The organism is Paenibacillus sp. NPDC058177, from assembly GCF_042883835.1.
In the GTDB taxonomy this organism is placed as follows: Bacteria; Bacillota; Bacilli; order Paenibacillales; family Paenibacillaceae; genus Paenibacillus_AQ; species Paenibacillus_AQ agri.
The window spans coordinates 87,005-110,807 of record NZ_JBHVVB010000001.1 but is presented as its reverse complement, the minus strand read 5'-3'; the positions used below and the strand labels follow the sequence as shown (position 1 = coordinate 110,807).

Below are 23,803 nucleotides of genomic sequence, written 5' to 3'. Positions count from 1 at the left end.
ACATTTTCGAGAAAGAGATTCCATTTCCTGCTAACTTGGAAAATAAATAATCCCAGCAACCGCAACTTCCACCCTCTTTCTAAGAAAAATGGTGCCCAACCGCTTTCTTAAGGAAAGCAGTCGGACACCAAAAAACAAAGCATATTTAAGTCATGGCATCTTCAAAGCATCTTCAGAGCATCTTCAAAGCATCTTCAAAGCATCTTCAAAGCATCTTCAAAGCATCTTCAAAGCATCTTCAAATCAACGCGTTCAAATCTATACACCATCAAATCAGCGTATCTTCCTTTATGTTCACCCGGGAGAGACTTATTTCCACACCTGCAATCCCTAAGCTAAATGAATCTATTATTGTATGGCCGGGAACAAGGTGAAGATCTCATCCTTTTTCTCTACAGGCACAATCTGCTTGCCGGTCGATTTCCGTTCACCCAGCGGTGCTGATTCCGAGGAGAAGACATGTGACAATCCGTCACGCGTAATAGCAAGTAGTCCCACTGGTTCTTTACAGTAAAAAGCACCGACCAAGCGACTGCCATTCGGACGGACACGCTTGCCTTCCTTGAATTCAAACGTCGGCATGCCTTTGCCGCCACGGCTTTGCGACGGATAATCCAGCAGCAGGGAACGCTTGGCATACCCCAGGTCGGAGATCGTCAGAATCTCGCCTTCATCCTCACTAACCCAGAAGCAGGACACCACTTCATCGCCTTCGCGCAGTTGAATTCCCCGTACACCAGAAGCGACTCGGCCCATTGGATTCACTTCATTCTCACGGAACCTAATGCTCATGCCCTCGCGGGTGACCAGCACCAGTTCCTTGTCACCCCGGCTAGGAGCCACTGTAAGGATTTCATCACCTGCACCTACCTTGCATGCGGCAACCGCGCCGGAACGGCTTGTAGAGTACTCCTTGAGCTCCGTACGCTTCACCTGGCCCTTACGGGTAACGAAGACGAGACTGGTCAGCGGATCATCCAGGTTATTCACAGGCAACACACTGACGATACCATCGCCCTTGGCGAGCCCGATAACATTGACAATAGCCGTCCCCGGCTCTTTCCACTTAAAGTCTGGAATCTGGTGCACCGGCAAGAGGAAGTATTGCCCTTTACGGGTGAAGATGAGCAGGTTATCCCTTGTGTTCAAATCCAGCAGCTTGACGATATGATCGCCTTCCTTGACGCCGGAGGTCTGACGTTCCCCGCCTGAGCGGGTAAAGGACAACAGGCTGGTCCGCTTGATGTAACCGTCCGCCGAAAGGGCTACCAGTACATCCTCCGCGTTAACCAGGACCTCAAGACTGACCTTGATCTCCTCTACTTCTTCCTGAATAATGGAACGGCGGTCGATGCCGTATTTATCCCGGATCTCCAGCAGCTCCTTGCGGATCACGGCGATCAGCTTCTTGTCGCTCTCCAGAATGCCGCGCAGCTTCTCAATCCGTGCCTGCAACTCATCAAGCTCCTTCTGGAGCGATGTGATCTCCAGATTGGTCAGACGATATAATTGGAGCGTAAGAATGGCATCTGCCTGACGTTCAGTGAAGCCGAACATCCAGACCAGGTTGTTCTGGGCGTCTTGGCGGTTCTTCGATGCTTTGATCGCGGCGATAACCTCATCCAGAATATTAAGCGCCTTAACCAGTCCCTCTAATACATGGGCACGGTCCTCGGCGCGTTCCAGATCAAACTGGGTCCGGTGCGTAACTACCTCGCGTTGATGACCGATATAAGCTTCTAAAATGGCTTTAAGTCCGAGCTGCTGTGGCGCTTTATCTACGATGGCCACCATATTAAAATTGTAGGTAACCTGCAAATCAGTTTTCTTAAGCAAATAAGCCAGAATCCCCTGAGCATCCGCATCCTTCTTCAGCTCGACCACGATCCGCAGACCTTCGCGACCACTTTCGTCGCGGACTTCAGCGATGCCCTCGACCTTTTTCTCCAGACGGATATTTTCCATGGCTGTAACAAGCCGGGACTTCACCACTTGGAATGGAACCTCGGTGATAACAATCTGCTGCTTGCCCCCGCGCAGGTTCTCAATCTCTGTCTTGGAGCGAAGATAGATACGGCCTTTGCCTGTCCGGTAGGCATCCATGATGCCTTCACCGCCCATAATGGTGCCGCCTGTAGGGAAATCCGGTCCTTTGATGAAGGTCATAACATCCTCAAGCGCGATATCCGGCTTTTGCATCACCGCAATGCAGGCATCAATGACTTCCCGCAGGTTATGCGGCGGAATTTCGGTTGCAAAACCAGCAGAAATTCCGCTAGTACCGTTCACTAACAGGTTCGGATAACGGGATGGAACAACTACTGGCTCTTTAGCCGTATTGTCAAAGTTGTCCTTGAAGAGTACCGTACGCTTCTCAATGTCACGCATCATCTCCATGGCAATCGGTGACAGCCGGGCTTCGGTATAGCGCATTGCCGCTGCCGGATCATCGTCCATCGAACCCCAGTTGCCGTGCCCGTCCACCAGTACATGCCCCATTTTCCAAGGCTGCGCCATGCGCACCATGCCTTCGTAGATGGATGAATCACCGTGTGGGTGATAGTTACCCATTACATCCCCTACAGTCTTCGCAGACTTACGATAGGGTTTGTCTGGTGTATTGCCTGAATCGTACATCGCGTACAGGATACGGCGCTGCACCGGCTTCAGACCGTCCCGAACATCGGGAATGGCACGGTCTTGAATGATATATTTGGAATACCGGCCAAAGCGGTCACCGACGACCTCTTCCAGAATAGCCGGCAAAAATTGTTCTGATAAACTACTCATTGGCACTCACCTTCTATTCCTCAATCTACTACTCCACAATCTCGGTGAAATCGACGTTCTCAACAATCCAGCGCTTGCGCGGATCGACCTTATCACCCATCAGCGTCGATACCCGGCGTTCAGCCTTGGCAGTATCGTCGACTTGTACCTGCAGCAATGTGCGGGATTCGGGATTCATCGTCGTTTCCCACAGCTGGTCAGGGTTCATTTCCCCCAGACCTTTGTAACGCTGTAACTCGAAATTTTTGCCGAATTCCTTCAAGTAGTTCTGCAGCTGCTCGTCAGTCCAGGCATAACGTACAGTCTCCAGCTTGCCGGATTTGCGGGTCAGCTTGTAGAGCGGAGGCTGGGCGATAAAGACTTTGCCTGCGTCAATCAAAGGCTTCATATAACGGTAGAAAAAGGTTAGCAGCAGTACCTGGATATGCGCGCCATCCGTATCCGCGTCGGTCATGATGATGATTTTGGAATAATTGCTGTCTTCTACCGCAAACTCTGTACCAATCCCCGCTCCAATTGCGGCGATGATCGCTTTGTACTCGTCGTTCTTTAGAATATCCAACAGCTTGGATTTCTCGGGATTCATCGGCTTGCCTTTCAGCGGAAGGATAGCCTGAATCTTGGAATCCCGGCCCTGCTTGGCCGAACCGCCCGCAGAATCACCCTCTACAATAAACAATTCGGTCCGCGAAAAGTCCTTGGATTGCGCCGGAGTCAGCTTGCCACCCAGATTGGAGCTCTCGCTACGTTTCTTGCCGCTGCGGATCTCGTCACGGGCTTTGCGCGCCGCTTCACGTGCCTTGGAGGCCTGAATCGACTTTTTCAGCAAGCTCTGTCCGACCTGCGGGTTCTCTTCCAGAAAACGCGCCATGTTCTCGGCAACGATATAATCCACTGCACTACGGGCCGAGGAACTGCCGAGCTGGTCCTTCGTCTGGCCCACAAACTCTACCTCAGCCATTTTGATGCTAATAACAACCATCATACCTTCACGCAAATCATTACCCTCAAGATTCTTGTCCTTCTCCTTGAGCAATTGCGTGCGGCGGGCATAGTCGTTCATGACCCGGGTGTAAGCTGTCTTAAAGCCAGTCTCATGCGTTCCCCCGCTCCGAGTCGGAATCGAGTTAACAAAGGAGGCAATAGTTTCTGTATAGCCTGCATTATATTGAATCGCAATTTCGACCTCAATATCATCCTTCTCGGCACTAAAATGGATGACATCATGCAGTACATCCTTGCCTTCGTTCAGGTATTGCACAAATTGACTAGCGCCGCCTTCGTAGAAAAATTCATCCTGGCGACCGCTGCGTTCGTCCGTCAATATAATTCTTAGCCCGGAGTTCAGGAAAGCAATTTCCTGTACCCGCTCGGAGAGCGTATCATAATTCAGGGCAATGCCGTGCTGGAAGACACGAATATCCGGCTTGAATGTAATCTTCGAACCGGTTCTGTTCGTATTGCCCAGAATGTCGAGGCCGGTCACCGGCTCACCGACATGCTCCTTGCCGCTGTCGTCCACCCAATATTCAAAGCGCTGACGATGGATTTTACCATCCCGGTAGATCTCCACTTCCAGCCATTCTGACAATGCATTCGTTACTGAGGCGCCAACGCCGTGCAGTCCGCCCGATTTCTTATACCCGGATCCACCGAACTTGCCCCCCGCATGCAGCATTGTAAATACGACCTGAGGTGTGGGCACACCTGTTTTATGCATTCCTGTCGGTATGCCCCGTCCATTATCCGTTACGGTTACCGAGCCGTCCTTGCGCAGGGTAATCTCAATCTTGGAACAAAATTTGGCTAAATGCTCATCTACGGCATTATCCACTATTTCCCATACCAGATGGTGCAGTCCCGACGAACTCGTACTGCCGATATACATGCCGGGCCGTTTGCGGACCGCAACCAGACCTTCGAGCACCTGAATGTCGTCAGCATCATATCCAGTCGGGCCTGTTCCGCCTTCACTGGAGACTTTTGCAAACATATCGATCTGTTCGAGCATTCATGCTCCTCCTTCTCTTCACTTCACTTTAACCTGTAAATGCAAACAAACGTTTTCGTTCACTTTGTACATTCTAATTCAAAATATCCCGTTTCGTAAAGACGGCGAATGAAATGATCACAGAAACAGCGGCCCAAATAGCAAGCACAATCAAGGAAAAGGACAGGCTCATCCCCTCAATCGGCGCCGGTGTTCCGGACAAATATCCTGTTAGTCCTAGATTGACCATAAACAAGTATTTGGCTGTCGTCCAGGCAGAAGCCATGTTCGTCAGGATGGTCCCTGCGATCAGCGCTGCCATCATCACGACAATACTAGCCGCCGTACTTCTCACAAGCACGGAGACCATGAAGGCCAGCAGCGCAACAACTACACTGACGTACCAAATCAATCCACCCTGCATCAGCAAATATTTCCACTGCGGTACTGCATGGACGCCTGACATGTCTACCGTATCGCCGCTAATCTGGAAGCCCGTAAAGACAGGCACGTTAAAACCCTTGAACCCGAACACCAGACCTGAAATCAGGTAACTGATGATAAAGGTCGACAGTACGATCAGCGAGACGAACATTAAAAGCGCCGTCATTTTACTGAAAAGGACCTTCCAGCGTCTGACCGGACGGGTCAGCAGCATTTTAATCGTTCCTGTAGTCCTTTCACCCGATACAAGATCTGACGCTATCGCCATAATCAGCAAAGGAATGAACAACGACACCGAATTGTCAAGAAATTGACGGGTAAACGTCACACCACTCGGCTCGTTCGGATTCACATTATGGTCCAGATAATACTGCAATTGCTGCACAAAGATTCGCCGGTACGATTTCCACTCCTCCGGAATCCGGTCACTTCCAAGGGAGTTTTCATTGTCTGTAATCTGCTGCTGGATTTCCAGCCGCCAGTCCGAATTGAACTTATCACGGCTGCGTTCAGCAATCCGCATTTGAGCATAAGTAAACATCGGCACGAGCACGATCAGAATCAACAAAATGACATAAAAACGCTTCTTTTTAATAATCTTCAGACACTCATTACGGATGAGCGGCAACAGGTTAATCAATGGTCTCACCCTCCGTCAGTTTCAGGAATAGCTGTTCCAGTGTCGGGTTGATTTTATGCACGCCCCGGACTTCCACTTCAGCCATGACAAGCACAGCCACAATCTCCGGGATCAGACTGTCATCCATAATCGTAATCAATGAGTTTGGCCCCATGCCTGCAATCACACTGTCATCCAGCGTAATTTCTGCAGGATCAGCCAATATGACATCTGGCCGTTCGGCCAGCAGCTTTCTTCCTTTGTCAAAAGGCTCCAGCTCCCACAAGACGTATGGGGAGTTGCGGGCAACCAGTTCATCCACTCCGCCCACTGCAAGCACACGGCCCTTGCTGATAATGGCAACCCGGTCGCACAGCAATTGAATCTCGCTGAGAAGGTGGCTGGATACGAATACTGCGAGGCCCCCGTCGGCAAGGTTGCGGATGAATTCCCGTAGTTCCTTGATTCCCTTGGGGTCCAGTCCGTTGGTCGGTTCGTCCAGAATCAACAGCCTTGGACGTCCCAGCAGCGCCTGTGCAATTCCGAGACGTTGTCTCATCCCAAGCGAATATGTACTGACCTTATCATGAATACGCTGATCCAGCCGAACGGTGTCTACTACCTCGGCAATACGGGCCTCATCTACTCCAGGCTGCATCCGGGCAAAATGCTGCAAGTTCTCCCAACCTGTCAGATAAGTATATACTTCCGGATTCTCGACGATGGAGCCCACATATTGCAGCGCCTTCTCCGGGTCTTTATTCACGTTGTAGCCGCAAACCGTGATCTTGCCCTCGCTGGGACGGATCAAATCTACAAGCATGCGGATGGTTGTCGTTTTCCCGGCTCCGTTAGGTCCGAGAAAACCGAAAATTTCACCTTCGCGCACATCAAAAGTCACATTATCGATAATCCATTTGCGGCCGATTTTCTTGCGGACCCCGTCAACCGAGAGAACCACTGTTCCGGAGCCATCCTTCATCTCTTTTGCCATATGCCACACTGCTCCTTATTACATCATTTCGGTCTTGCTTCATGTGCTATACCCAAGGTTTAACTACTTTATTGAATAGCTTGTACAATCCGCTCCCCGATCCGCTTGTATCCGTCACTGTTGGGGTGAAAATGGTCCGAGGACAGATATTTGTCCAAATGGTTGTTAAACAGGTCAAAGGTAGGAACAAGCGTGATCTTGCTATTCCGGTTAATGATATCCATAGCAGCATTGTTCCAGGCCGTTACCGCCTGATTACCCGGAACCAGCATTTCTTGAACATCGCCGAACGGATTGTACAGACCCACATAATAGATTCGTGCTGCCGGGTTAATCTCTGATATAGTGTTCAAAATCTTACCGAGTCTCTCGGCAGCTTCCGGCAGCGCAGCGAGCAGCGACTCAGGAGTCAAGTCGTTCGTTTCTTTTTCCCCGGAAGCACCGGGTGTTGTTCCTGTGCCTGAGTGATTTCCTTCAGCAGTGCCCGGCTTCGTCCCTGTTCCCGTTTCCCCCGTAGTCCCTACGGAAGATCCGGCCGGAGTATTCCCGGCGCCGCCATTTTGCAGCAGATCGGCTCCCCGAAACAGATCATTGCCTCCGATGGAGAGCAGGATCACATTAGCCTGGCGCAGTGAATACTGTATGCCAGCGTCCTTAAGTTTATTTTGCAGCCCGGCTGTTGTCAGCCCGTTAATCCCCATATTGCCAAGTAACTCAGCCGACACTCCACTTGCAGCCAACCCTGCTACGGTATTCTTCACATAACCGTTCCCTGTGTTGTCCCCGGTTCCCTTGGCCAGAGAATCCCCCAGAGCTACCACTTTAAAGGACTTCACTGCCCCATTCTCGGGTGCAGGCGTCGCCTGTGGCAAGGAAGTCAACGGTATATCACCCTTTGGAAAGAGGACGTCACTTACTGCATATCCAAATCCAGTGATCAAAACAAGAGTTGTTGCTATGGAGATCAGGCTTACACTGCGCCAGGTCCATTTGGAATCATTCAAAGCTATCCCTCCGTATGCCGTACTATTCTGTATTGTTCCACATTTTACAAAGTTCTTAACTATGTAGATAAACATAATTCTTCTATGCATAATTTGCAAATATACAGCATACAAAAAACCGCCAATTTAGACCAAAACCATAAAAAAAATCGTCCCCCCGGCTCTGCCGGGAGAACGATGCATATAGTGCTAGACCTAACATTCTATTTTCCGATAAACTCCTGCACCCAGTAGTTGTTGTCAAAACCAACACCGATGTAGTTAAAATCCTTGTTCAGGATGTTAGCACGGTGACCCGGGCTGTTCATCCAGGCTGTCATTACTTCTTCCGGAGAGCGTTGACCCATGGCGATGTTCTCGCCTGCCGCTCTGTACGTAATTCCGAAGGATTTCATCATATCAAATGGTGATCCATAAGTTGGAGAAGTATGATCGAAATAGTTATTTGACCGCATATCCGTTGCTTTTGCCGCTGCTACTTTATTCAAGCTATCCAGAGCACTTACTGGAGACAGACCTGCCGCCGCACGCTCCTTGTTCACGAGTGTCACAATTTGCTGGGTATACGTACCTGCTTGTCCCGCAGCTGGTGCCTGAGTTGGCACTGGCTTAGCTGGAACCGGGGTAGCTTTCGGTGGTGCTGTAGGCGCTGGTGTTGCTACTGGTTTAACCGGTTTTGGAGTTACCACAGGTTTAGCTGGTGCTGGCGTCGCTACAGGCGCTGGTGTCGTTTGAGGCTTGGACACCCCGGTAACATTGTCAAAATTAAAAGGAAAGCCTTTTATATTTAAATTGCTAAGGTATTTCAATAGTTCATCATAGCTGATGGTTGAGGTGGTGGTAGTCACCTGTACACTGCTGGCCGCATTGGCCGTTAATGGAAGAGTAATGCTAAGCGCCATAACAGCTGCTACACTTCCGCCTATCATTGCTCTTAAAGTTCTGCTCTTCATTCTGCCATCTCCCTATTCTTGTGTTGTGATTTGCGGTATGCCAGGACAACGTGGCTGCAATAATTACAAAACTGTAATAAGTTCCTCAGTCATTGTAGCACACATCACTTTGCTGTGCGTTTCTAATTTCTGACAATATTCGAGCGATAGGAAGTATGTCTGGGCATAAAAAAAGAATGCACGCCTGATTAGCGAGCATTCGAGGGTTGCAAGATCTCAATGAAAGGACTGCCAGAATTCGCCTTCTGTCGAAATCAGCCCCATGATCTCTGCATAGGGAATACGGAAGGTTGGAAATCCTGCAGAATAAGGAGCAATCTCATAAGGTGCAAAATAAAGGGACAGCGCATCCTCATCTACAAAGAACGGCTGGTCGGCAGTAATCCCCTTGTACGTTCCAGGGAACACATACGAGTACTGCGGGTCATTTTGTATCTGTTTTCCGACAATATCACTCAGTTTCTCTACATATTTGCTCCCCGGCTTAAACAAGTCACGCAATGTATAAAATCTGCCGTTGCGCAGATTGATATGGGTATGGATCTTGGTCGGCATGCCGTGGGCTGCTCCGAAAGGGAAACGGTAGCCGTTCAGCTCAAGCACCAGCAGATTTTTGCGGAAAAAGGTTACCGCAAAGTCACCGGTATAACTAAAATCCTGCGAGGGACCGCCACTGCCGATATCTTCCGCCTTCGAAAGCTTCCGCAGCTTATCGTTAACCTCCCTGGCCACATCCTTATTGGAGATCCCCTCCACAACCGGATAATACACCAGATAATCAAAATTCGGCTTATATTTCTTCTCAAGTACAGAGTATGGGGCACGCAGGGGAATAACGCCGTTCTGCCGCCAAACTTGTTTGCCGCTGCGGTCATAATAGGATGTACGCTGATCAATATTCGCCCGAATCAGGCGCCCGCTGAAGCTGAGGGTTCCCGTGCCTGGAATGACCGGAGGCTGAGCTGCCCTCCTGCCACTTTTATCAATAAAATAGGTTTCTTTGGCGTCATAGACGGAGGCCAGACCCTCATGGTAATTATTCACGCCGAGCAGGGTATGAGTACTAAGTATCCGGCCATTCTCTGCGTCCGCAATCACGTAGCGGGAACCACGATATGGCTGTGAGGGATATATCGGCGTTCCTAATGCAACCCGGCCCTCTCCAAGCTGCTGGAGCTCATAATACTTGGCCGGGATTATCATTCGTCCCTGCTTGTCAATGAGACCGTACGCATTACCGAAGTTCTCTGCCGTATTCACTACCGCCCGGCCCTCGTAAAAGGGCAGTGCAGCCGTAAATTGCGGCTGAATAGCCACGCTTCCGTCCTTGTTCAGATACCCGTATCTGCCGTTCTCCGTCTCCTGATAGGACAGCAGTCCCTCCCCTAGGCTGCCTACAAAAGGATGTTTATACGTGTAAAGACGATGTCCATCGGGATCAATGAGCGCGTATTCACCATCTGCGATCTTTACCAGCGCGGTCCCGTTCATAAAATCGCTCGCATCCTCATAGACCGCAGGGAGCACCTCTTTGCCCTGACGATCCCAATAGCCGTAACGTGATGCCTGGCCTGACCCCTGTTTAGAAAAAAGAGCACGGCCTTCATGCAGCGAATTCAGATAATCCACCCGCGCCGAAGTCACTTCATGACCTTGCTCATCAATAAAGGTATACCCTTTCGCATCGGAGACGACGGCCCGGCCCTCTAAAAAAGGCCCGATAAAAGAATAAACCGGCTTCACCCGCTCTTGTCCTGTATTGTCAATCAGCCCGCTGTTACCTTTCAACTGCACCACAGCCAGCCCATTCGGCTGAAAATCCTCCGCATACTCATACCGGGGCTCAATCACTGTAGTTCCTTCGTCGTTGATATACCCCCAAAGTGTCCCCTCTTTCAGCTTGAAAGGAGCCGGATGCAAGGATGTCGTCCGATGATCCTTGATCTCCGCCTGAGTCTGCTCAAACGGAGCCTCTAAGGACTTGCTGGAATAGTCCACACGGTACAATCCCGGTTCAGCCGGAAGACTAACGAACAGGTCATCATCCGCCCGAATAAACTCTTCTTCCTGCTGAACGATATACTCGCTCCACTCAATCCCGTCCCATTTCCACACATCGGCCTTTATGAAGCTGCCTTCGTTCCCGCCGCCCCTCAGCTCATTCAGCTTGATCCTCAGCATTCAGTCGCTCCCCTTTAACACAGGCATTTGCCTATAGGATATGGGAGTGCGGGCGTTTGTGTGTCATTTAATCGTATGGAAGTAGGCTGGGCGGCTGGGCGGCTGGGTGGACGCTCCGTGAACGGGAGGTTACTTCGATCGCTGTTGTTTTCACATTTCTGGATTGAACCGCCATCTATGTAGAATGCATTAAAGAAACAAGCATAACCAAGAAAAAAAGGGCTTATATAAAAAGGATCGAAGTGTAATTAACGGCATTTTTGTACCTTAAATCCTCTGCAAGTAGGGGTTAATGGAGATTAAGTGCAATATTGTACCTTAAATCTTCCAGAATACCCTGTTCAGCGTGATTTTTCGAAAAATAAGATACAAAAACGCCCTTATTTCCCTCATTTGCCTATAATGAAGAAAAATAAGGTACAAAAATGCCGTTAGTTGAGGATGTACCCCTTTTTTTCACTGTAAAGACGATGGTGAAGGGGAATTTCAGCTTCTAGAGGTTGAAATCTGTCGACAATCTATGTTCCGGTACTAGTTTTCCTATGGAATGCTTTCAGGCGAGTGCTTTGCGCCTACAGTTCCAAACTTCCTCCAAACTTCCCCTTCGCTCATCTACGCTTTTTGTTTTCTTTTGTTCGTCTTATATATTTCATTTTGATTTTATTAAAAACAAGATCAAATCATCATCCACACGCACTTGACGGCCAGGCTCTACTGGTACGTTGTCGTACATAATTCCTCTACCATCAGGGATATATCCACGCTTCACATATAACCTTTGTGCGGTTCCATAGTCCGCGTATAGACCAAAACCAATCCCCACCTTATCCGACTTGGCAAAAGCTTGCTCTTCGAGCGCATCTATCAACAAGCCTCCTATGCCTCGCTTGCGGAGCGGTGGAATAACATCAAGGTTTTGAATTTCAGGGATACCCTCTTCAACAAAATATGTATAATGCGGATTAAATACGAGATGTCCCCATCCGGCAAGTTCATTTTCATAAAAGGCCAAAAGGGTAACCCTCTCCCCCTTCTCATTCTCTTCCCAGCATTGTTGAATATATTCCAGTGGCTTTTGAATGTCATGGCCAGACAAGCCTTGATAGACCAGATTGATATCGTCCTCCGACATGTGGCGAATTTGGACAGGTAGTTTCATAGCATACGTTCCTCCAGATTAAGCAAAATTATGCCTGATTGAAAGTTCAGGTGTATATCATTTCCACCTTAGCGTTCTAACTCCTCTTTCACTCAGAACGAACCCGATGCTTTCAAACCTGTTATACTGTTAAAAAAGAATACAAGCGAAAATCAGTTATACCGATTTTCGCTTCTTTATCTTTACGGAGGTTAATTATGATATTACATAAAGGTGAAACATTATTCAGGCAAGGCGACTCCGGACCACTGTATCACTTGAAAAGTGGCATGTTAAAAATCGTGCGGCTCCATCAAGATGGATCACAGATTTTGGTCAATCTCATCGTGCCGGGAGAAATCATCCCGCATCACTCGCTGATCAGTTCGAACCCATATTACGGTACAGCCATTGCGCTTGTCACTTGTGAAATTGAAGTTTTGCCCGAAATAGAGTGGTATCAGCACTTGGAACAAAACCCTGACCGCTATCGGGAAATTGCTATTCAATTGCAGGATAGGCTGCGGATCATGCAGCAGCGAATAGATCAGCTTACCACCGTCTCTCCCGCGGAAAAACTTCAGAAATTGCAATCATGGTTCCAAGTCTATATATCTCCAGCCACGCTAACCGATGTACTAACACAAGATGAGATCGGCCAATTCATCGGGCTTCGCCGTGAGACGATTAACCGCCTGCTGCGCAGCCAGATGAAATCAGAGTCTCATTCCACCAATTAACGCTGTAGGGAAACGTCCTCTTTGGAGCTGTCTGCATCCCCTTCCAAGCTGCCGGCAGGTCCAAAAAACTCATAATGAACATCTGCAGCAGGGACACCCCAGGCCTTCAACAGGCCATTTACAGTTCGCATAAACGGAACGGGCCCGCAAAAATAAAAGCTCGCGTCTTGGGTAGGAACTACCTGCTTCAACCAAGGCAAGTCGATATATCCCTCTTTATCATAAGCCTTCTGCTCTCTATCCTGGGCAGTCGGCTTTTCATAGCAAAAATAGGTATGGATGTTCTGAGAGCGCTCGGAGAGCTCCTCTACCTGTCGTCTGAGCGCATGCACATCACTATTCAAAGCGGCGTGGATAACAGTGACTTGACGCTCCGTCTTCGCAGTAGCCAAAGTATTTAGCATGCTGACGAGTGGTGTTAATCCCACGCCCCCGCTTATGAGCACGACCGGACGGGAATCCTTTTGATCCAGTGTAAATTCGCCTGCAGGCGCCGACAACCATAACACATCTCCCGTCTTGACCTGATCATGTAAGAACACCGAGACTTTCCCCGCTGGCCAACCAGCCCCCGCATCCTCACGCTTAACGGAAATTCTGTAGTACGGTTTACCCGGGGCGTCGGAAAGACTGTACTGACGAATATGTGTATTTATCTCACCTGGGATTTCCACTTTTACACTAACGTACTGTCCCGGCTCAAAGGAGGCTAGTTCTCCTCCATCCTGCGGTACTAGATAAAAGGAGGTGATAACGCCACTCTCTTTCACTTTTTGTTCCACCCGGAAGGCTCTGAAGTCTGTCCATCCTCCATGCTGTTGTTGTGCCTGCCCGTACATTTCGGCTTCTACCTCAATAAAGACACCCGCAATGACTCCATATGCCTCTCCCCAGGCCTGAAGAATTTCCTCCGTCGCGCCATCACCTAGAACATATTTAATTGCTGTAAGCAAGTTTTGTCCAACAATAGGGTAATGCTCTGCTTGCACGCCAAGACTGCGATGCTTGTGGGCAATCTGTTTCACTACCGGGAGTATCGATTCCAGTTTGTCGATATGTTTAGCCGCGGCGATTATTGCGTTGGCAAGGGCTGTTTGCTGTCTACCCTGGCTTTGATTCGCGTGATTGAAAATATTCAATAGTTCAGGATGGCTACTGAACAACAATTGATAGAACCGCTTGGTAATTTCCGTCCCGTGTATTTCTAGAACCGGAACCGTAGATTGTATGATTTTTATTGTTTTTTCGCTAAGCATAAAGCAGTCCTCGCTTTCATCTACTTGGAATATGTCAAGTATATGAAAAGAAAAGCCCCTATCAGTGTGATTAAAGTCACATCATTTCGTAACGATTTGTGAAGTGAATTTGATGGCTATCATAATTGTTCATTTCGGAGCGAAGCAATCGATATACCAAAAAGCGTTTGCGAGAAATAGCAAACGCTTTTTGCTGAACTGCCCCTCAGCGAGAGGATCGAGGCGTGACGAAGGGGAAGCTTGGAACTGTAGGAGCGACAGCGTCCGCTAAAAGCTTTCCGCAGGAAAGCTAGCATCGGAAGCATAAGCTGTCTCCGGATTTCAACCGCGCTCAGCGGTTGAAATCCGGAGAAATCTGGAGACAACAACGGCCGAAAGTCCAAGCATTCCCCGCAGTCACAACGTTATCCTCAAGCCCGACTATCTTTTAGATGAATACTTCCGCATATCAAACGCCACTGCCGCGATAATAATCAAACCTTTGATAATCAGCTGGTAGTACGGGCTGATGCCGATAAAGGTCAAACCGTAGTTGATCAGGGTGAAGATGATAACCCCAACCAGAACGCCCGGCACGGTACCGATACCGCCCGTTGTAGATACACCGCCGACTACGCAGGCTGCGATGGCGTCAAGTTCATACATGTTGCCATAGTTGTTGGTAGCGCCGCCTGTTCTTGCAGCTTCAAGGACACCTGCCAGACCGTAGAGGGCACCTGCAATTGCGTAGATGTAGATCAAGTTCTTGGATACGTCAATACCGGATACTTTTGCCGCTTGAATGTTACCCCCGATAGCGTACATGTTCTTGCCAAGTTTGGTTTTGTTAAAGACTACCCAGACTATGGCTGCGACGACGAGGGCTATGATGACAATAAACGGTATCGAATATTGACCGCTTCCAAAGAAGCCGGAACCAATTTTGGTGAAGTCGGGACGCAGACCGCCGATTGGCTGGGACTGGTTGGGCTCCATATCAAAGTACAGGGAGTTAAGACCGTACACGATAACCATTGTACCTAGTGTTGCGATAAACGGTGGTACACTGAGCTTGGAGACAACCAGACCATTTATGAGTCCACAGATAAGACCTGCGATGATAGCGATCACAATAGGAAGCAGTACATTCAGTTGCGGTAGATCGGGGAAGAAGCGACGTGAATAATCGGGAATCTGCAGCATCGAAGCAGAAATCACCGCCGTGAAACCAACAACCCGTCCGGCGGACAAGTCCGTACCCGCTGTAATCAGAATGAAAGCAACGCCAAGCGCGATGATAATCCGTGTGGATGATTGAATCATAATGTCACGCAGAGTATTCACAGAAATGAAACTTGGTTCATACAGTGCTATTCCCAAAATAAGCAACACCAATACGATGTAGATGGCATTTTGGGTGACAAAGGACTGAGCTTTTTTAACGTTCATTAGTATGTTCCTCCTTAAAGTTACGCGTAGCGTAACTCCCATCGTAAGCATAATCTGTTACGCGCAGCGTAACTCTCATCGTAAGCATAATCTGTTACGCACAGCACAACCAAAACCGTAATAATTACCTTGTTATGCGAATAATTGTTTTTATGATAAGCATAAATCAGTTACTAGAAGTTGAATTCCAACCTCAACAAATACCTTGTTATAGGAAGTTTATTTCTTTTCACAAGCTAAACTTGTTCCTATTCTAGTGCTGTGCGGCGAGGCGCATAACTTCCGTTTCCGTAGCTTGCTCGCCTTCTAATATCCCTGTCAGTTTCCCTTCAGACATGACCATAACCCGGTCGGACATGCCCAGCAGCTCTGGCATTTCTGAGGAAATCATAATGATGCTCTTGCCCTGCTTCGCCAAATCCGCGATGATCGTATAAATTTCGAACTTTGCACCTACGTCGATCCCCCGTGTCGGCTCATCCAGAAGCAGAACTTCCGGTTCGGTGAGCAGCCATCTGGCCAGCAATACCTTTTGCTGATTGCCGCCGGACAGGTTCATAATTTGGGTCTTGGTCGTCGGTGTTTTGGTACGGAGTTTTTCGATCATTTTGTCGACTTCTGCTTTTTTCTTCTTCCCGTTCAGCAGCATATAAGGCTTCTGATAACGGTCAAGGTTGGCAATGGCTCCGTTCTCATGCACAGATAATACCGGGAAAATCCCCGTAACACGCCGTTCCTCCGTCAACAGTGCAAGGCCATGTTTCTTCGCATCTTTAGGCGAGTTGATCTTGACTTGCTTTCCCTTGATCGAAATGGAACCTGATCTGATATTACGAAGACCGAACAGTGCTTCAATAACTTCCGTACGCTGCGCCCCGACGAGACCGCCGATTCCCAGAATTTCACCGCGCCGCAATTCAAAAGAGATGTCCTTGAACGAGCGTTGTTCCGTTGAGGTCAAGCTCTCCACTTTCAAATAGACTTCACCCGGCACATTGAAGCGCTCAGGGAAGCGGTTGGTCAAATCACGGCCTACCATTTTGGAGATAATCAAATCGGTGGTCATCTCCGCGGCCGGCCAGGTACCAATCTTTTTACCGTCGCGCATGATGGTGACATCATCGGAGATCTCGAGAATTTCCTCCATTTTGTGCGATATATAGATAATAGCTACGCCTCTTTTTTTCAAATCCCGGATGATCCGGAACAAGTGCTCCACTTCCACACTGGTCAGGGACGAAGTAGGTTCATCCATCACAATGACGCGGGAATGGAAAGAGACGGCCTTCGCGATTTCAATGGATTGGATTTTGGATACGGACAATTTACCCACCAAAGTCTCGGGCTTCAGGTCAATGTCCAGATCTTTAAAAAGATTCTCTGTATCCGTAAACATCTTTTTGTGGTCAATGAATTGAATCGGTCCGATGCCTTTGGTCGGAAAACGTCCCAGCCAGATGTTCTCCATCACACTGCGGAACGGCACAGGATGCAATTCCTGGTGAATCATTGAGATTCCATTTTTAAGCGCATCGTTGGAGCTTGTGATGGAGACCTTGTCGCCATCCAGATAGATTTCACCGGCATCCGGCGCGTAGATTCCGAAGAGACATTTCATTAATGTAGATTTACCAGCACCGTTCTCACCCATCAGAGCATGAACCGATCCTGGTCTAACCTTCAAGCTGACATCATCCAGCGCCTTGACGCCGGGGAACTCTTTCGAGATATTGTTCATTTCCAGCAAAAACTCGGCTTGAGCCATGTTGTTACGCCCCCTACGCTTTTTTTCTTTTCCATGAGAGGCACAGCGGTTCCATCCTGTTCCCTACCCGTAAGGAATATCAGGGAGCGGATAGCCGCTCCCCGTGTCTATCTTTTTAAGAATGTTACTAATAGAATGATTACTTCGCATCCGCAACGTTGTCTTTGGTGATCTTCTTGTAGGAGATCCAGACATACTGGTTGTCAGTGATGTCAAAGCCAACATTGTCTTTCGTTGGTGTTTCGCCTTTGGCAAGCAGTGAAGCTACAGTGATCGCAGCTTTACCTTGGTTGTTGGCATCGTTCAGAACGGTACCGAGCATCGTGCCATCTTGCAGAGCTTGAACCGCAGGAGCTGTAGCATCCACGCCGACTACCGGCATGTATTTATCCCCAGAGAAGTAACCGGCAGCTTTCAACGCTTCGATAGCCCCGAGAGCCATGTCATCGTTGTTCGCGAACACAGCTTCAATCTTGTCGCCATGGGAACCGAGGAATGCAGCCATTTTCTCCTGGCCTTTTACGCGATCCCACATCGCAGTATCTTCAGCCAGCTTTTCAACCTTAATGCCAGCATCTTCTACAGCTTGAATGGAGTAAGTAGTACGGAGCTCAGCATCTTGGTGTCCAGGCTCACCTTTAAGCATTACGTATTGGAGCACGCCATCGCCGTTCTTGTCAGCCTCAGGGTGTGCTTTCCAGTAGTCAACGATCAGTTGGCCGGACATCGTACCGGATTCTTCGGCTTTAGCGCCTACATAGTAGACTTTGTCCCATTTCTTCATATCTTCCGGAAGCGGTTCACGGTTCAGGAACACAACTGGAATATTTGCTGTTTTAGCTTTATCGATAATGACGCCGGCAGCAGTGCGGTCAACCGGGTTGATCAGCATGCCGTTATATTTTTTGGTGATGAAGAGGTCAACCTTATCATTCTGGGTAGGCTGGGAGTTTTGGCTGTCTACAATATCCACAGTGGCGATGCCTTCAGCCGATTTTTGAATCGCGTTACGGACGCCCGTCATGAATGTGTCATCGAATTTGTAAATGGCTACGCCGACCTTAGGCGTTTCCGTGCTTTTTCCTCCGCTGTTACCGGAATTTGTTGTGTTAGTGGTACCGGCCCCGGAGTTAGTTGTACTAGCAGAATTATTATTGCCGCCGCAGCCTGCAAGAGCAGCACCCAGCAATGCGCTGGCCAGTAATACGGAAGTGATTTTTTTCATTATTCATTGACCTCCTGATTAATTTCTTTTTCATTTTCCCCGCTCACTCTGGGAATATCTACATTATGCTTCATTTGAAAACGGTTGCGAATATAAAATACTACTCTGTTTTATAAAAATTCTCATGTACAAAAGGGTTCCTTATTCTTATATTACGTCCACTAAGTTTATCCCTTGGCGCTAGGAGAACTTCACCTTCCTGTTTTGGTGATATAAGATTTCCCGCCATCTGTCTGCACATAAAAAAGCCGGTGACCACATTTCGGGGAATCCTGCCCTCCTCATTCATGCGCACCGGCTACCAGCCTGATTATCTTACAAAAGGGAACAACAGCTTCTGGTTCTCCGGCCATAGCATGTTGTCCAAATCTATGATTTTGGTTCCTGTATCCACCCGTTCCGGGACTTTGATACCTTCAAGAATTTCCACAGCGTGCTTAATGGCCAAATACCCGTTGCTGAATGGATTCTGCACTACCGTAGCCTGGACCGTTCCGTCCTGAAGCAGCTCCATCATCGAAGGAGAGCTGTCAAAGGCCACCATTCTGATCTCCTTCAGTCCCAACTGCTGTATCGCCTTGGCCGCTCCCTGTGAACCTGTTTCATTCAAGGTAGCTATCCCTCTCAATCTGGGGTGCTGGTTCAGCATTTGTCTGGTCAATTCCTCTGCATTGGCAATATTGGAGGGCGTATAAGCAATCTCGACAACATGGATATCGGGATAGCGGGCAGCGTAGTTCAGAAAACCCTTTTCCCGTTCATCTGCATCCCTGGCCCCATAATCTATCGCGGTCGACGACACCGATTGGGCATTCTCGGTTGAACTCGTAAAGTTGATGATGCCAATCTCTCCATGTGCGTCCAGCAGCTTGATCAGGCGCTCAGCCGATTTTTGTCCAGCCTCATATCCGTTAGAGCCAATATAAGTGGAGACTCTGGCTGATCCCACCTCAGCATCCACCGAAATCACGGGGATTTTGTTAAAAACCGCTGCCTTATCCACTACCTGCGCAAGCCCCATGTAACTGCTGGCCGCCAGTACGATCACGTCTGCTTTTTCGTCAATTGCGTCTTCCACCATCGCGATCTGTTCGTCGACGTCACTCTCCGAATCCGGGGCTTTAAACGTCAGCTTGACGTTGAACTCCTGGGCCGCTGCCTCTGCTCCCAGCTTCACGGTATTCCAGTAATCGCCCCTGCTCATTTTGACAATCATATGGACACTCCGGGTCTTGGCTGTGCTGATGTAATCAGGAGGCGAACTTATGCAGGAATTGAGCGCGAACCCTGCCGCAGCACAGCAGAATAGGATCAGCCAAAAGCGTTTGTTCATCATTCCTGAGCTCCCCCCTCCTTTTCTTCATCGAGTTCTTGAGACACCAGCGCAGGGAAAGTAAGCGTAACTGTAGTGCCTTCCTCTATGGCGCTTTCAAAGGAAATGCCGAATTCACGCCCGTAATAGAGCTTGATCCGCTCATTCACATTTCGCACCCCAACACCCGATCCAGTCCCGGACTTACATACACCCGTCAAAATCGTACTTAGCGTCTCTTTAGACATGCCGAGGCCGTTGTCCATGATAGTAATGACAATCAGCTTGTTCTGCAGCTCTGCCCGAATAGAGATCAATCCCTCGTCTGGCATCATTTCTATTCCATGGTACAGGGCATTTTCTACAATGGGCTGCAATATGAGCTTGATGGTCTGGCATTGCAATACCTCATCCTGGGCGTGAATCTCGTACTTGAATTTGTTCTTGAAGCGAAAGCTTTGGATCACCAAATAATGACGGATGTGGTCCAGTTCCTCTTGAACGGTAATGATATTCTTACCTTTGCTAAGACTGATGCGAAAAAACTTCGAGAGGGAATGAATCATCGTGACGACCTCGTCGGTCTTTCCCCGTTCCGCAAGCCGAATGACTGAATTCAATGTATTGTACAAAAAGTGCGGGTTGATCTGGGATTGCAGCACTTCAAGCTCGCCCTTACGCTTCGTTTCCTGCTCGTAAATGATCTGTTCCATCAACTGGCGGATACGCTGAAGCATAAGATTAAAGCGCTTGGATAACTGCTCCACCTCATAGGCCCCGCTGACATTGATAGGGGTATTGAGATCACCTTCCCCCACCTGCTTGACCGTACGCTCCAGCTTGCGGATCGGGCTGGAAATCCGGGCAGACAGCAGGACCGAGACGATGATCACACATAGGATTACAACAGCCAGGAACCAGGACAGGAACTGATTCAGGTCCCGCTTCGTGGTCACAATCTCGTCATAATAAGCCACCCCGACTATTTTCCATCCCGTCTCGGCCAGTGTACGCACAGTAATAAAACGTTTCTCACCAGTAGATTCATCCAGATAGCTTCGGTAAGCATACTCCAGAACAGGTTCCACATTCTCATATTTCAGTCCCGCATAGATTAGCTGCTGCTGCGGGTGATACACAATATTGCCGAGGGAATCCAGAATGTAGGCATAGCCTCTTTTACCAAGCTTGACCTGCTTGCTGAGTTCATCAATCGTGCCGAAGTTAAAATCAATCAGAAGGTTCCCCGTCTTGAGCACTCCGGCTTCACGGTATTGTATAAGCTTGCTCATGGACACGACCCATGTGTATTTGCTCTTGAAGAGATTCTGGATGTGAGGGGCCGAGAAAGAGATTTCTGAGGTCCGGCGGGGCGATGTATACCAGCTCTGGTTCTCAAGCTGCGTATTGTGGCGCATTTCAAGCCCCGGTACATTCAGGACCAGTTCACCCTGAGGTGTAAACAAAGCGACAGAGACCAGATCTTCCCGGGATTCCAGTAGCGTGGACATTCGCTCCTTGAGCATGGGGGCGCCAATATCCGGCGTCAGCGTGATCTGCGCCTCTGCCTTCTCATAAATATTGCGCATCCCCTTGGCGTACAACTCCAGGTTGTAATTCACCTGCTCGATGATCTGCTGCATGTTCAGATTGGCATTCTCTTCTGCGGTCTTGGCGAACTTGTTGTACAGCATAAAGCTGACGAGGATGGCAACAAGCACCGCAACGAAAGTAAATGTAACCGTAATGATCAACTGGATACTGCGCAGCTTGGAGGATAATTTAATCGTGCCTCCTAAGGGCCGCTGCGGACGCAGCGGGAAGAAATATGGTTTCTCCCTGCACATGCCTTATCCTCCTCTGGCGCTGTTCTTGTACTCTTTGGGAGAAAGGCCGTATTTCTTACGGAAACAAAAGCTGAAATAGTTTGGGTCGGCAAAGCCGATTTTCTCAGCGATCTCGAACGCCTTGAGCTCCGTGGAGCGAAGCAGCTCCTTGGCGGCCTCCAGGCGGATTTGCAAAAGATAGCTCACAAAGGTCATCTTCATTTCTTTTTTAAAAATACTGCTGAAATACCCTGTGCTGATATGCAGATGCTGGCAGACCTTCCCGATGGAGATTTCGGATTCCTCGTAATGATCACGGATATAATCCTTGGCCTGATCAATGAGCTGTTTATAGCTCGACTGCCGCTCCAGTGCGATGGAGTCCATAATCCGGGTACATAAGTTGATGATCCACTGCTTGGCCTCTTCGACATTGTTGAACTTGTTCATATCCGTCAAAGATGAGAGCCCAGAACCAAAAAGCTCCGCGGTCTCATTACCAGCTTCTTTGGCAAGCCGGAGAATGGACGTCATAATCTCCAGCAAAAAAATCTGGTAATCCTGCATGGAGACCTGAGCGATATCCAGCCCGGCGAACAAACCGTCCACTACCGTCTTCAGCTCCTGAACCGTTCCCAACTTGATCGTGCGAATCAGGGACTGCTGAGTCAGATCGTCATAATCCAGCATTTGTGTTGATCTCGACTCTACATCCTCAATCCAGATCACCCGGTTGTTCCCCAGAATCACGCGATAGTCCAGTGCCTGCAGGGCATCTCCGAAGGAGTTAAACAATAACTCCGGTGACCGGCATACAGTACCCGCGCCCGAAGTAACCGTCAACTTCAGGAAGCGCTGCACATTCTGTCCGATCTCCTCTAAAATCGTGAAGGTCTTGCCTGTAATTTCGGCCTCTTCCTGCTCCGGGCTGACAGATAGCAGAACCACATTATCCCGGTGGATAAAGACTTTGCCGAAATTATGCTTCTCACATATTTCCTCGGCAATATTCAGGACGGCGAAGAGCTGCAAATTGCGATCGCCTGTGTCGCGCAGCGATACTGGTCGACCTTCCTCCGCGTTCTCCCTGCCTGTGTGCCGGATGTAATCCACACTAATAACTGACGCTTGGAACAGTCGGCCTTCCAGCGGAATGTCATATTCCGCACGCTTCTCCTCAATTTCGGCACGGGTCAGACGGCGCGAAACTAGTGAGGACAAGAACTGCTCGCGGAGGACGGGCAGACTCTTCCGGTAATGTTCGCTTAGCACGAATATATTCTCTTTCTCCGCAATCTCCGACTCTATTGTCCCCTTCACCTTCAGCAGCACATCTATTAACTCTTGTGATGAAAACGGTTTCAAAATATACTCATCGATTTGCAATTTAATCGCCCGCTGTGCATATTCAAACTCATCGAACCCGGTTAAAATAATGATCTTCGTATTCGGATGGCGTTTGCGTATCCATTCGGCTAACTGCAGTCCATTCATGAACGGCATTTGAATATCGGTCACCACGACGTCTGGCAGCAATCGATCAATGGCATCGGCCGCTTCCCGGCCGTTCTCTGCCTGATCCACAACCTCAAATCCGTACTTGGCCCAGTCGATCTGTCCGATTATTCCTTCTCTTACATCTTCCTCATCTTCGGCAAGAATCAATTTGTACATGCATCATCCCTCTTTGGGTTGGTTTTGTTATAAAAAAACTTGAAGTTTGCCCACACAGGTGTTGGTCGTCACTCCGGGGAATGTTTGGACTTACCGTCGCTGATGTCTCCAGATTTTTTCTTTATAAACCTCTTCTATTAAAACGAACTTAAGATTTCCACTTAAAGCTTGGTCGGCACTACGGTGAAATTTTGGACTTACGGTCGCTGTTGTCTCCAGATTTCTTCTTTTTAAACCGCTTCTAGCGGTTGAAATCTGGGGACAAAGGCGAACGCTTCGCTCCTTCAGTTCCAAACCTTCCCCTCTGTTACTTTCACACTGGTGTGATTTGTTTCAAGTTTATTTTATAACGCTGGTGTGCAGTAAGTACATTCTATCTGATTCATTCCGTCTAATCTATGGTTAAGTTATGTTGTGGCCTTTTATGAGCGGAGAAATTTCGTAGATTATAAAAAAAAACCATC

At 48.8% G+C, this 23,803-nt stretch carries 16 protein-coding genes; 1 reads left to right on the top strand and 15 read right to left on the bottom strand.

The window, feature by feature from the left end; genetic code table 11:
* Positions 1-348: 348 nt before the first annotated feature.
* The 8 genes from gyrA to ACFVU8_RS00425 form a co-directional block, all read right to left on the bottom strand.
* Positions 349-2,790: a DNA gyrase subunit A gene (gene gyrA, locus ACFVU8_RS00460; protein WP_387425437.1), complete on the bottom strand. Its 2,442-nt coding sequence runs from the start codon at positions 2,788-2,790 to the stop codon at positions 349-351.
* 28 nt (positions 2,791-2,818) lie between these two features.
* The gene (parE, locus tag ACFVU8_RS00455; protein ID WP_175373605.1) at positions 2,819-4,801 is read right to left on the bottom strand and encodes a DNA topoisomerase IV subunit B; all 1,983 of its coding nucleotides are present in this window, start codon (positions 4,799-4,801) and stop codon (positions 2,819-2,821) included.
* Positions 4,802-4,874: 73 nt separating this feature from the next.
* On the bottom strand, positions 4,875-5,864 hold the full coding sequence (locus tag ACFVU8_RS00450) for an ABC transporter permease (protein ID WP_175373606.1): 990 nt from the start codon (positions 5,862-5,864) through the stop codon (positions 4,875-4,877).
* Positions 5,857-6,825 carry an ABC transporter ATP-binding protein gene (locus ACFVU8_RS00445; protein WP_379464754.1) on the bottom strand — a complete coding sequence of 323 codons (969 nt, stop codon included), beginning with the start codon at positions 6,823-6,825 and terminating at the stop codon, positions 5,857-5,859. Before ACFVU8_RS00445 ends, ACFVU8_RS00450 begins: the two co-directional genes overlap by 8 nt.
* An 80-nt stretch (positions 6,826-6,905) precedes the next feature.
* Entirely contained in the window at positions 6,906-7,841 is a 936-nt protein-coding gene (locus ACFVU8_RS00440; protein ID WP_379464647.1) for a GDSL-type esterase/lipase family protein, read from the bottom strand.
* A gap of 203 nt (positions 7,842-8,044) precedes the next feature.
* Positions 8,045-8,794: a CAP domain-containing protein gene (locus ACFVU8_RS00435; RefSeq protein WP_379464648.1), complete on the bottom strand. Its 750-nt coding sequence runs from the start codon at positions 8,792-8,794 to the stop codon at positions 8,045-8,047.
* 216 nt (positions 8,795-9,010) lie between these two features.
* The gene (locus ACFVU8_RS00430; protein ID WP_379464649.1) at positions 9,011-10,975 is read right to left on the bottom strand and encodes a WG repeat-containing protein; all 1,965 of its coding nucleotides are present in this window, start codon (positions 10,973-10,975) and stop codon (positions 9,011-9,013) included.
* A gap of 649 nt (positions 10,976-11,624) precedes the next feature.
* Positions 11,625-12,134: a GNAT family N-acetyltransferase gene (locus tag ACFVU8_RS00425; RefSeq protein ID WP_387425435.1), complete on the bottom strand. Its 510-nt coding sequence runs from the start codon at positions 12,132-12,134 to the stop codon at positions 11,625-11,627.
* A 197-nt stretch (positions 12,135-12,331) separates the two neighbouring features.
* On the opposite strand from ACFVU8_RS00425, the gene ACFVU8_RS00420 reads away from it, so the two are divergent.
* Positions 12,332-12,853 carry a Crp/Fnr family transcriptional regulator gene (locus ACFVU8_RS00420; protein WP_379464651.1) on the top strand — a complete coding sequence of 174 codons (522 nt, stop codon included), beginning with the start codon at positions 12,332-12,334 and terminating at the stop codon, positions 12,851-12,853.
* Here the strand turns inward: ACFVU8_RS00420 and hmpA are convergent.
* The 7 genes from hmpA to ACFVU8_RS00385 form a co-directional block, all read right to left on the bottom strand.
* On the bottom strand, positions 12,850-14,109 hold the full coding sequence (hmpA, locus tag ACFVU8_RS00415) for an NO-inducible flavohemoprotein (RefSeq protein ID WP_387425433.1): 1,260 nt from the start codon (positions 14,107-14,109) through the stop codon (positions 12,850-12,852). The two genes, ACFVU8_RS00420 and hmpA, sit on opposite strands and share 4 nt — an antisense overlap.
* 420 nt (positions 14,110-14,529) lie before the next feature.
* Entirely contained in the window at positions 14,530-15,537 is a 1,008-nt protein-coding gene (gene mglC / locus ACFVU8_RS00410) for a galactose/methyl galactoside ABC transporter permease MglC (RefSeq protein ID WP_175373613.1), read from the bottom strand.
* Between the two features lie 253 nt (positions 15,538-15,790).
* Positions 15,791-17,302, bottom strand: a complete 1,512-nt coding sequence (locus ACFVU8_RS00405; RefSeq protein ID WP_379464653.1) for a sugar ABC transporter ATP-binding protein — start codon at positions 17,300-17,302, stop codon at positions 15,791-15,793.
* Between the two features lie 139 nt (positions 17,303-17,441).
* Positions 17,442-18,527: a galactose ABC transporter substrate-binding protein gene (locus ACFVU8_RS00400; protein WP_379464654.1), complete on the bottom strand. Its 1,086-nt coding sequence runs from the start codon at positions 18,525-18,527 to the stop codon at positions 17,442-17,444.
* 310 nt (positions 18,528-18,837) lie between these two features.
* On the bottom strand, positions 18,838-19,863 hold the full coding sequence (locus ACFVU8_RS00395; protein WP_379464655.1) for a substrate-binding domain-containing protein: 1,026 nt from the start codon (positions 19,861-19,863) through the stop codon (positions 18,838-18,840).
* Positions 19,860-21,686: a sensor histidine kinase gene (locus tag ACFVU8_RS00390; RefSeq protein WP_387425431.1), complete on the bottom strand. Its 1,827-nt coding sequence runs from the start codon at positions 21,684-21,686 to the stop codon at positions 19,860-19,862. The genes ACFVU8_RS00395 and ACFVU8_RS00390 overlap by 4 nt, the downstream gene beginning before the upstream one ends.
* Positions 21,687-21,689: 3 nt before the next feature.
* On the bottom strand, positions 21,690-23,339 hold the full coding sequence (locus ACFVU8_RS00385; RefSeq protein ID WP_387425429.1) for a response regulator: 1,650 nt from the start codon (positions 23,337-23,339) through the stop codon (positions 21,690-21,692).
* Between the last annotated feature and the right edge of the window lie 464 nt (positions 23,340-23,803).

Bases quoted from the DNA above. Each gene is read 5' to 3' on its own strand.
- ACFVU8_RS00390 (WP_387425431.1), bottom strand. From the start codon at position 21,686: ATGTGCAGGGAGAAACCATATTTCTTCCCGCTGCGTCCGCAGCGGCCC.
- ACFVU8_RS00425 (WP_387425435.1), bottom strand. From the start codon at position 12,134: ATGAAACTACCTGTCCAAATTCGCCACATGTCGGAGGACGATATCAAT.
- ACFVU8_RS00400 (WP_379464654.1), bottom strand. From the start codon at position 18,527: ATGAAAAAAATCACTTCCGTATTACTGGCCAGCGCATTGCTGGGTGCT.
- ACFVU8_RS00405 (WP_379464653.1), bottom strand. From the start codon at position 17,302: ATGGCTCAAGCCGAGTTTTTGCTGGAAATGAACAATATCTCGAAAGAG.
- mglC (WP_175373613.1), bottom strand. From the start codon at position 15,537: ATGAACGTTAAAAAAGCTCAGTCCTTTGTCACCCAAAATGCCATCTAC.
- parE (WP_175373605.1), bottom strand. From the start codon at position 4,801: ATGCTCGAACAGATCGATATGTTTGCAAAAGTCTCCAGTGAAGGCGGA.
- ACFVU8_RS00420 (WP_379464651.1), top strand. From the start codon at position 12,332: ATGATATTACATAAAGGTGAAACATTATTCAGGCAAGGCGACTCCGGA.
- ACFVU8_RS00430 (WP_379464649.1), bottom strand. From the start codon at position 10,975: ATGCTGAGGATCAAGCTGAATGAGCTGAGGGGCGGCGGGAACGAAGGC.
- ACFVU8_RS00385 (WP_387425429.1), bottom strand. From the start codon at position 23,339: ATGTACAAATTGATTCTTGCCGAAGATGAGGAAGATGTAAGAGAAGGA.
- ACFVU8_RS00445 (WP_379464754.1), bottom strand. From the start codon at position 6,825: ATGAAGGATGGCTCCGGAACAGTGGTTCTCTCGGTTGACGGGGTCCGC.
- hmpA (WP_387425433.1), bottom strand. From the start codon at position 14,109: ATGCTTAGCGAAAAAACAATAAAAATCATACAATCTACGGTTCCGGTT.
- ACFVU8_RS00435 (WP_379464648.1), bottom strand. From the start codon at position 8,794: ATGAAGAGCAGAACTTTAAGAGCAATGATAGGCGGAAGTGTAGCAGCT.
- ACFVU8_RS00395 (WP_379464655.1), bottom strand. From the start codon at position 19,863: ATGATGAACAAACGCTTTTGGCTGATCCTATTCTGCTGTGCTGCGGCA.
- gyrA (WP_387425437.1), bottom strand. From the start codon at position 2,790: ATGAGTAGTTTATCAGAACAATTTTTGCCGGCTATTCTGGAAGAGGTC.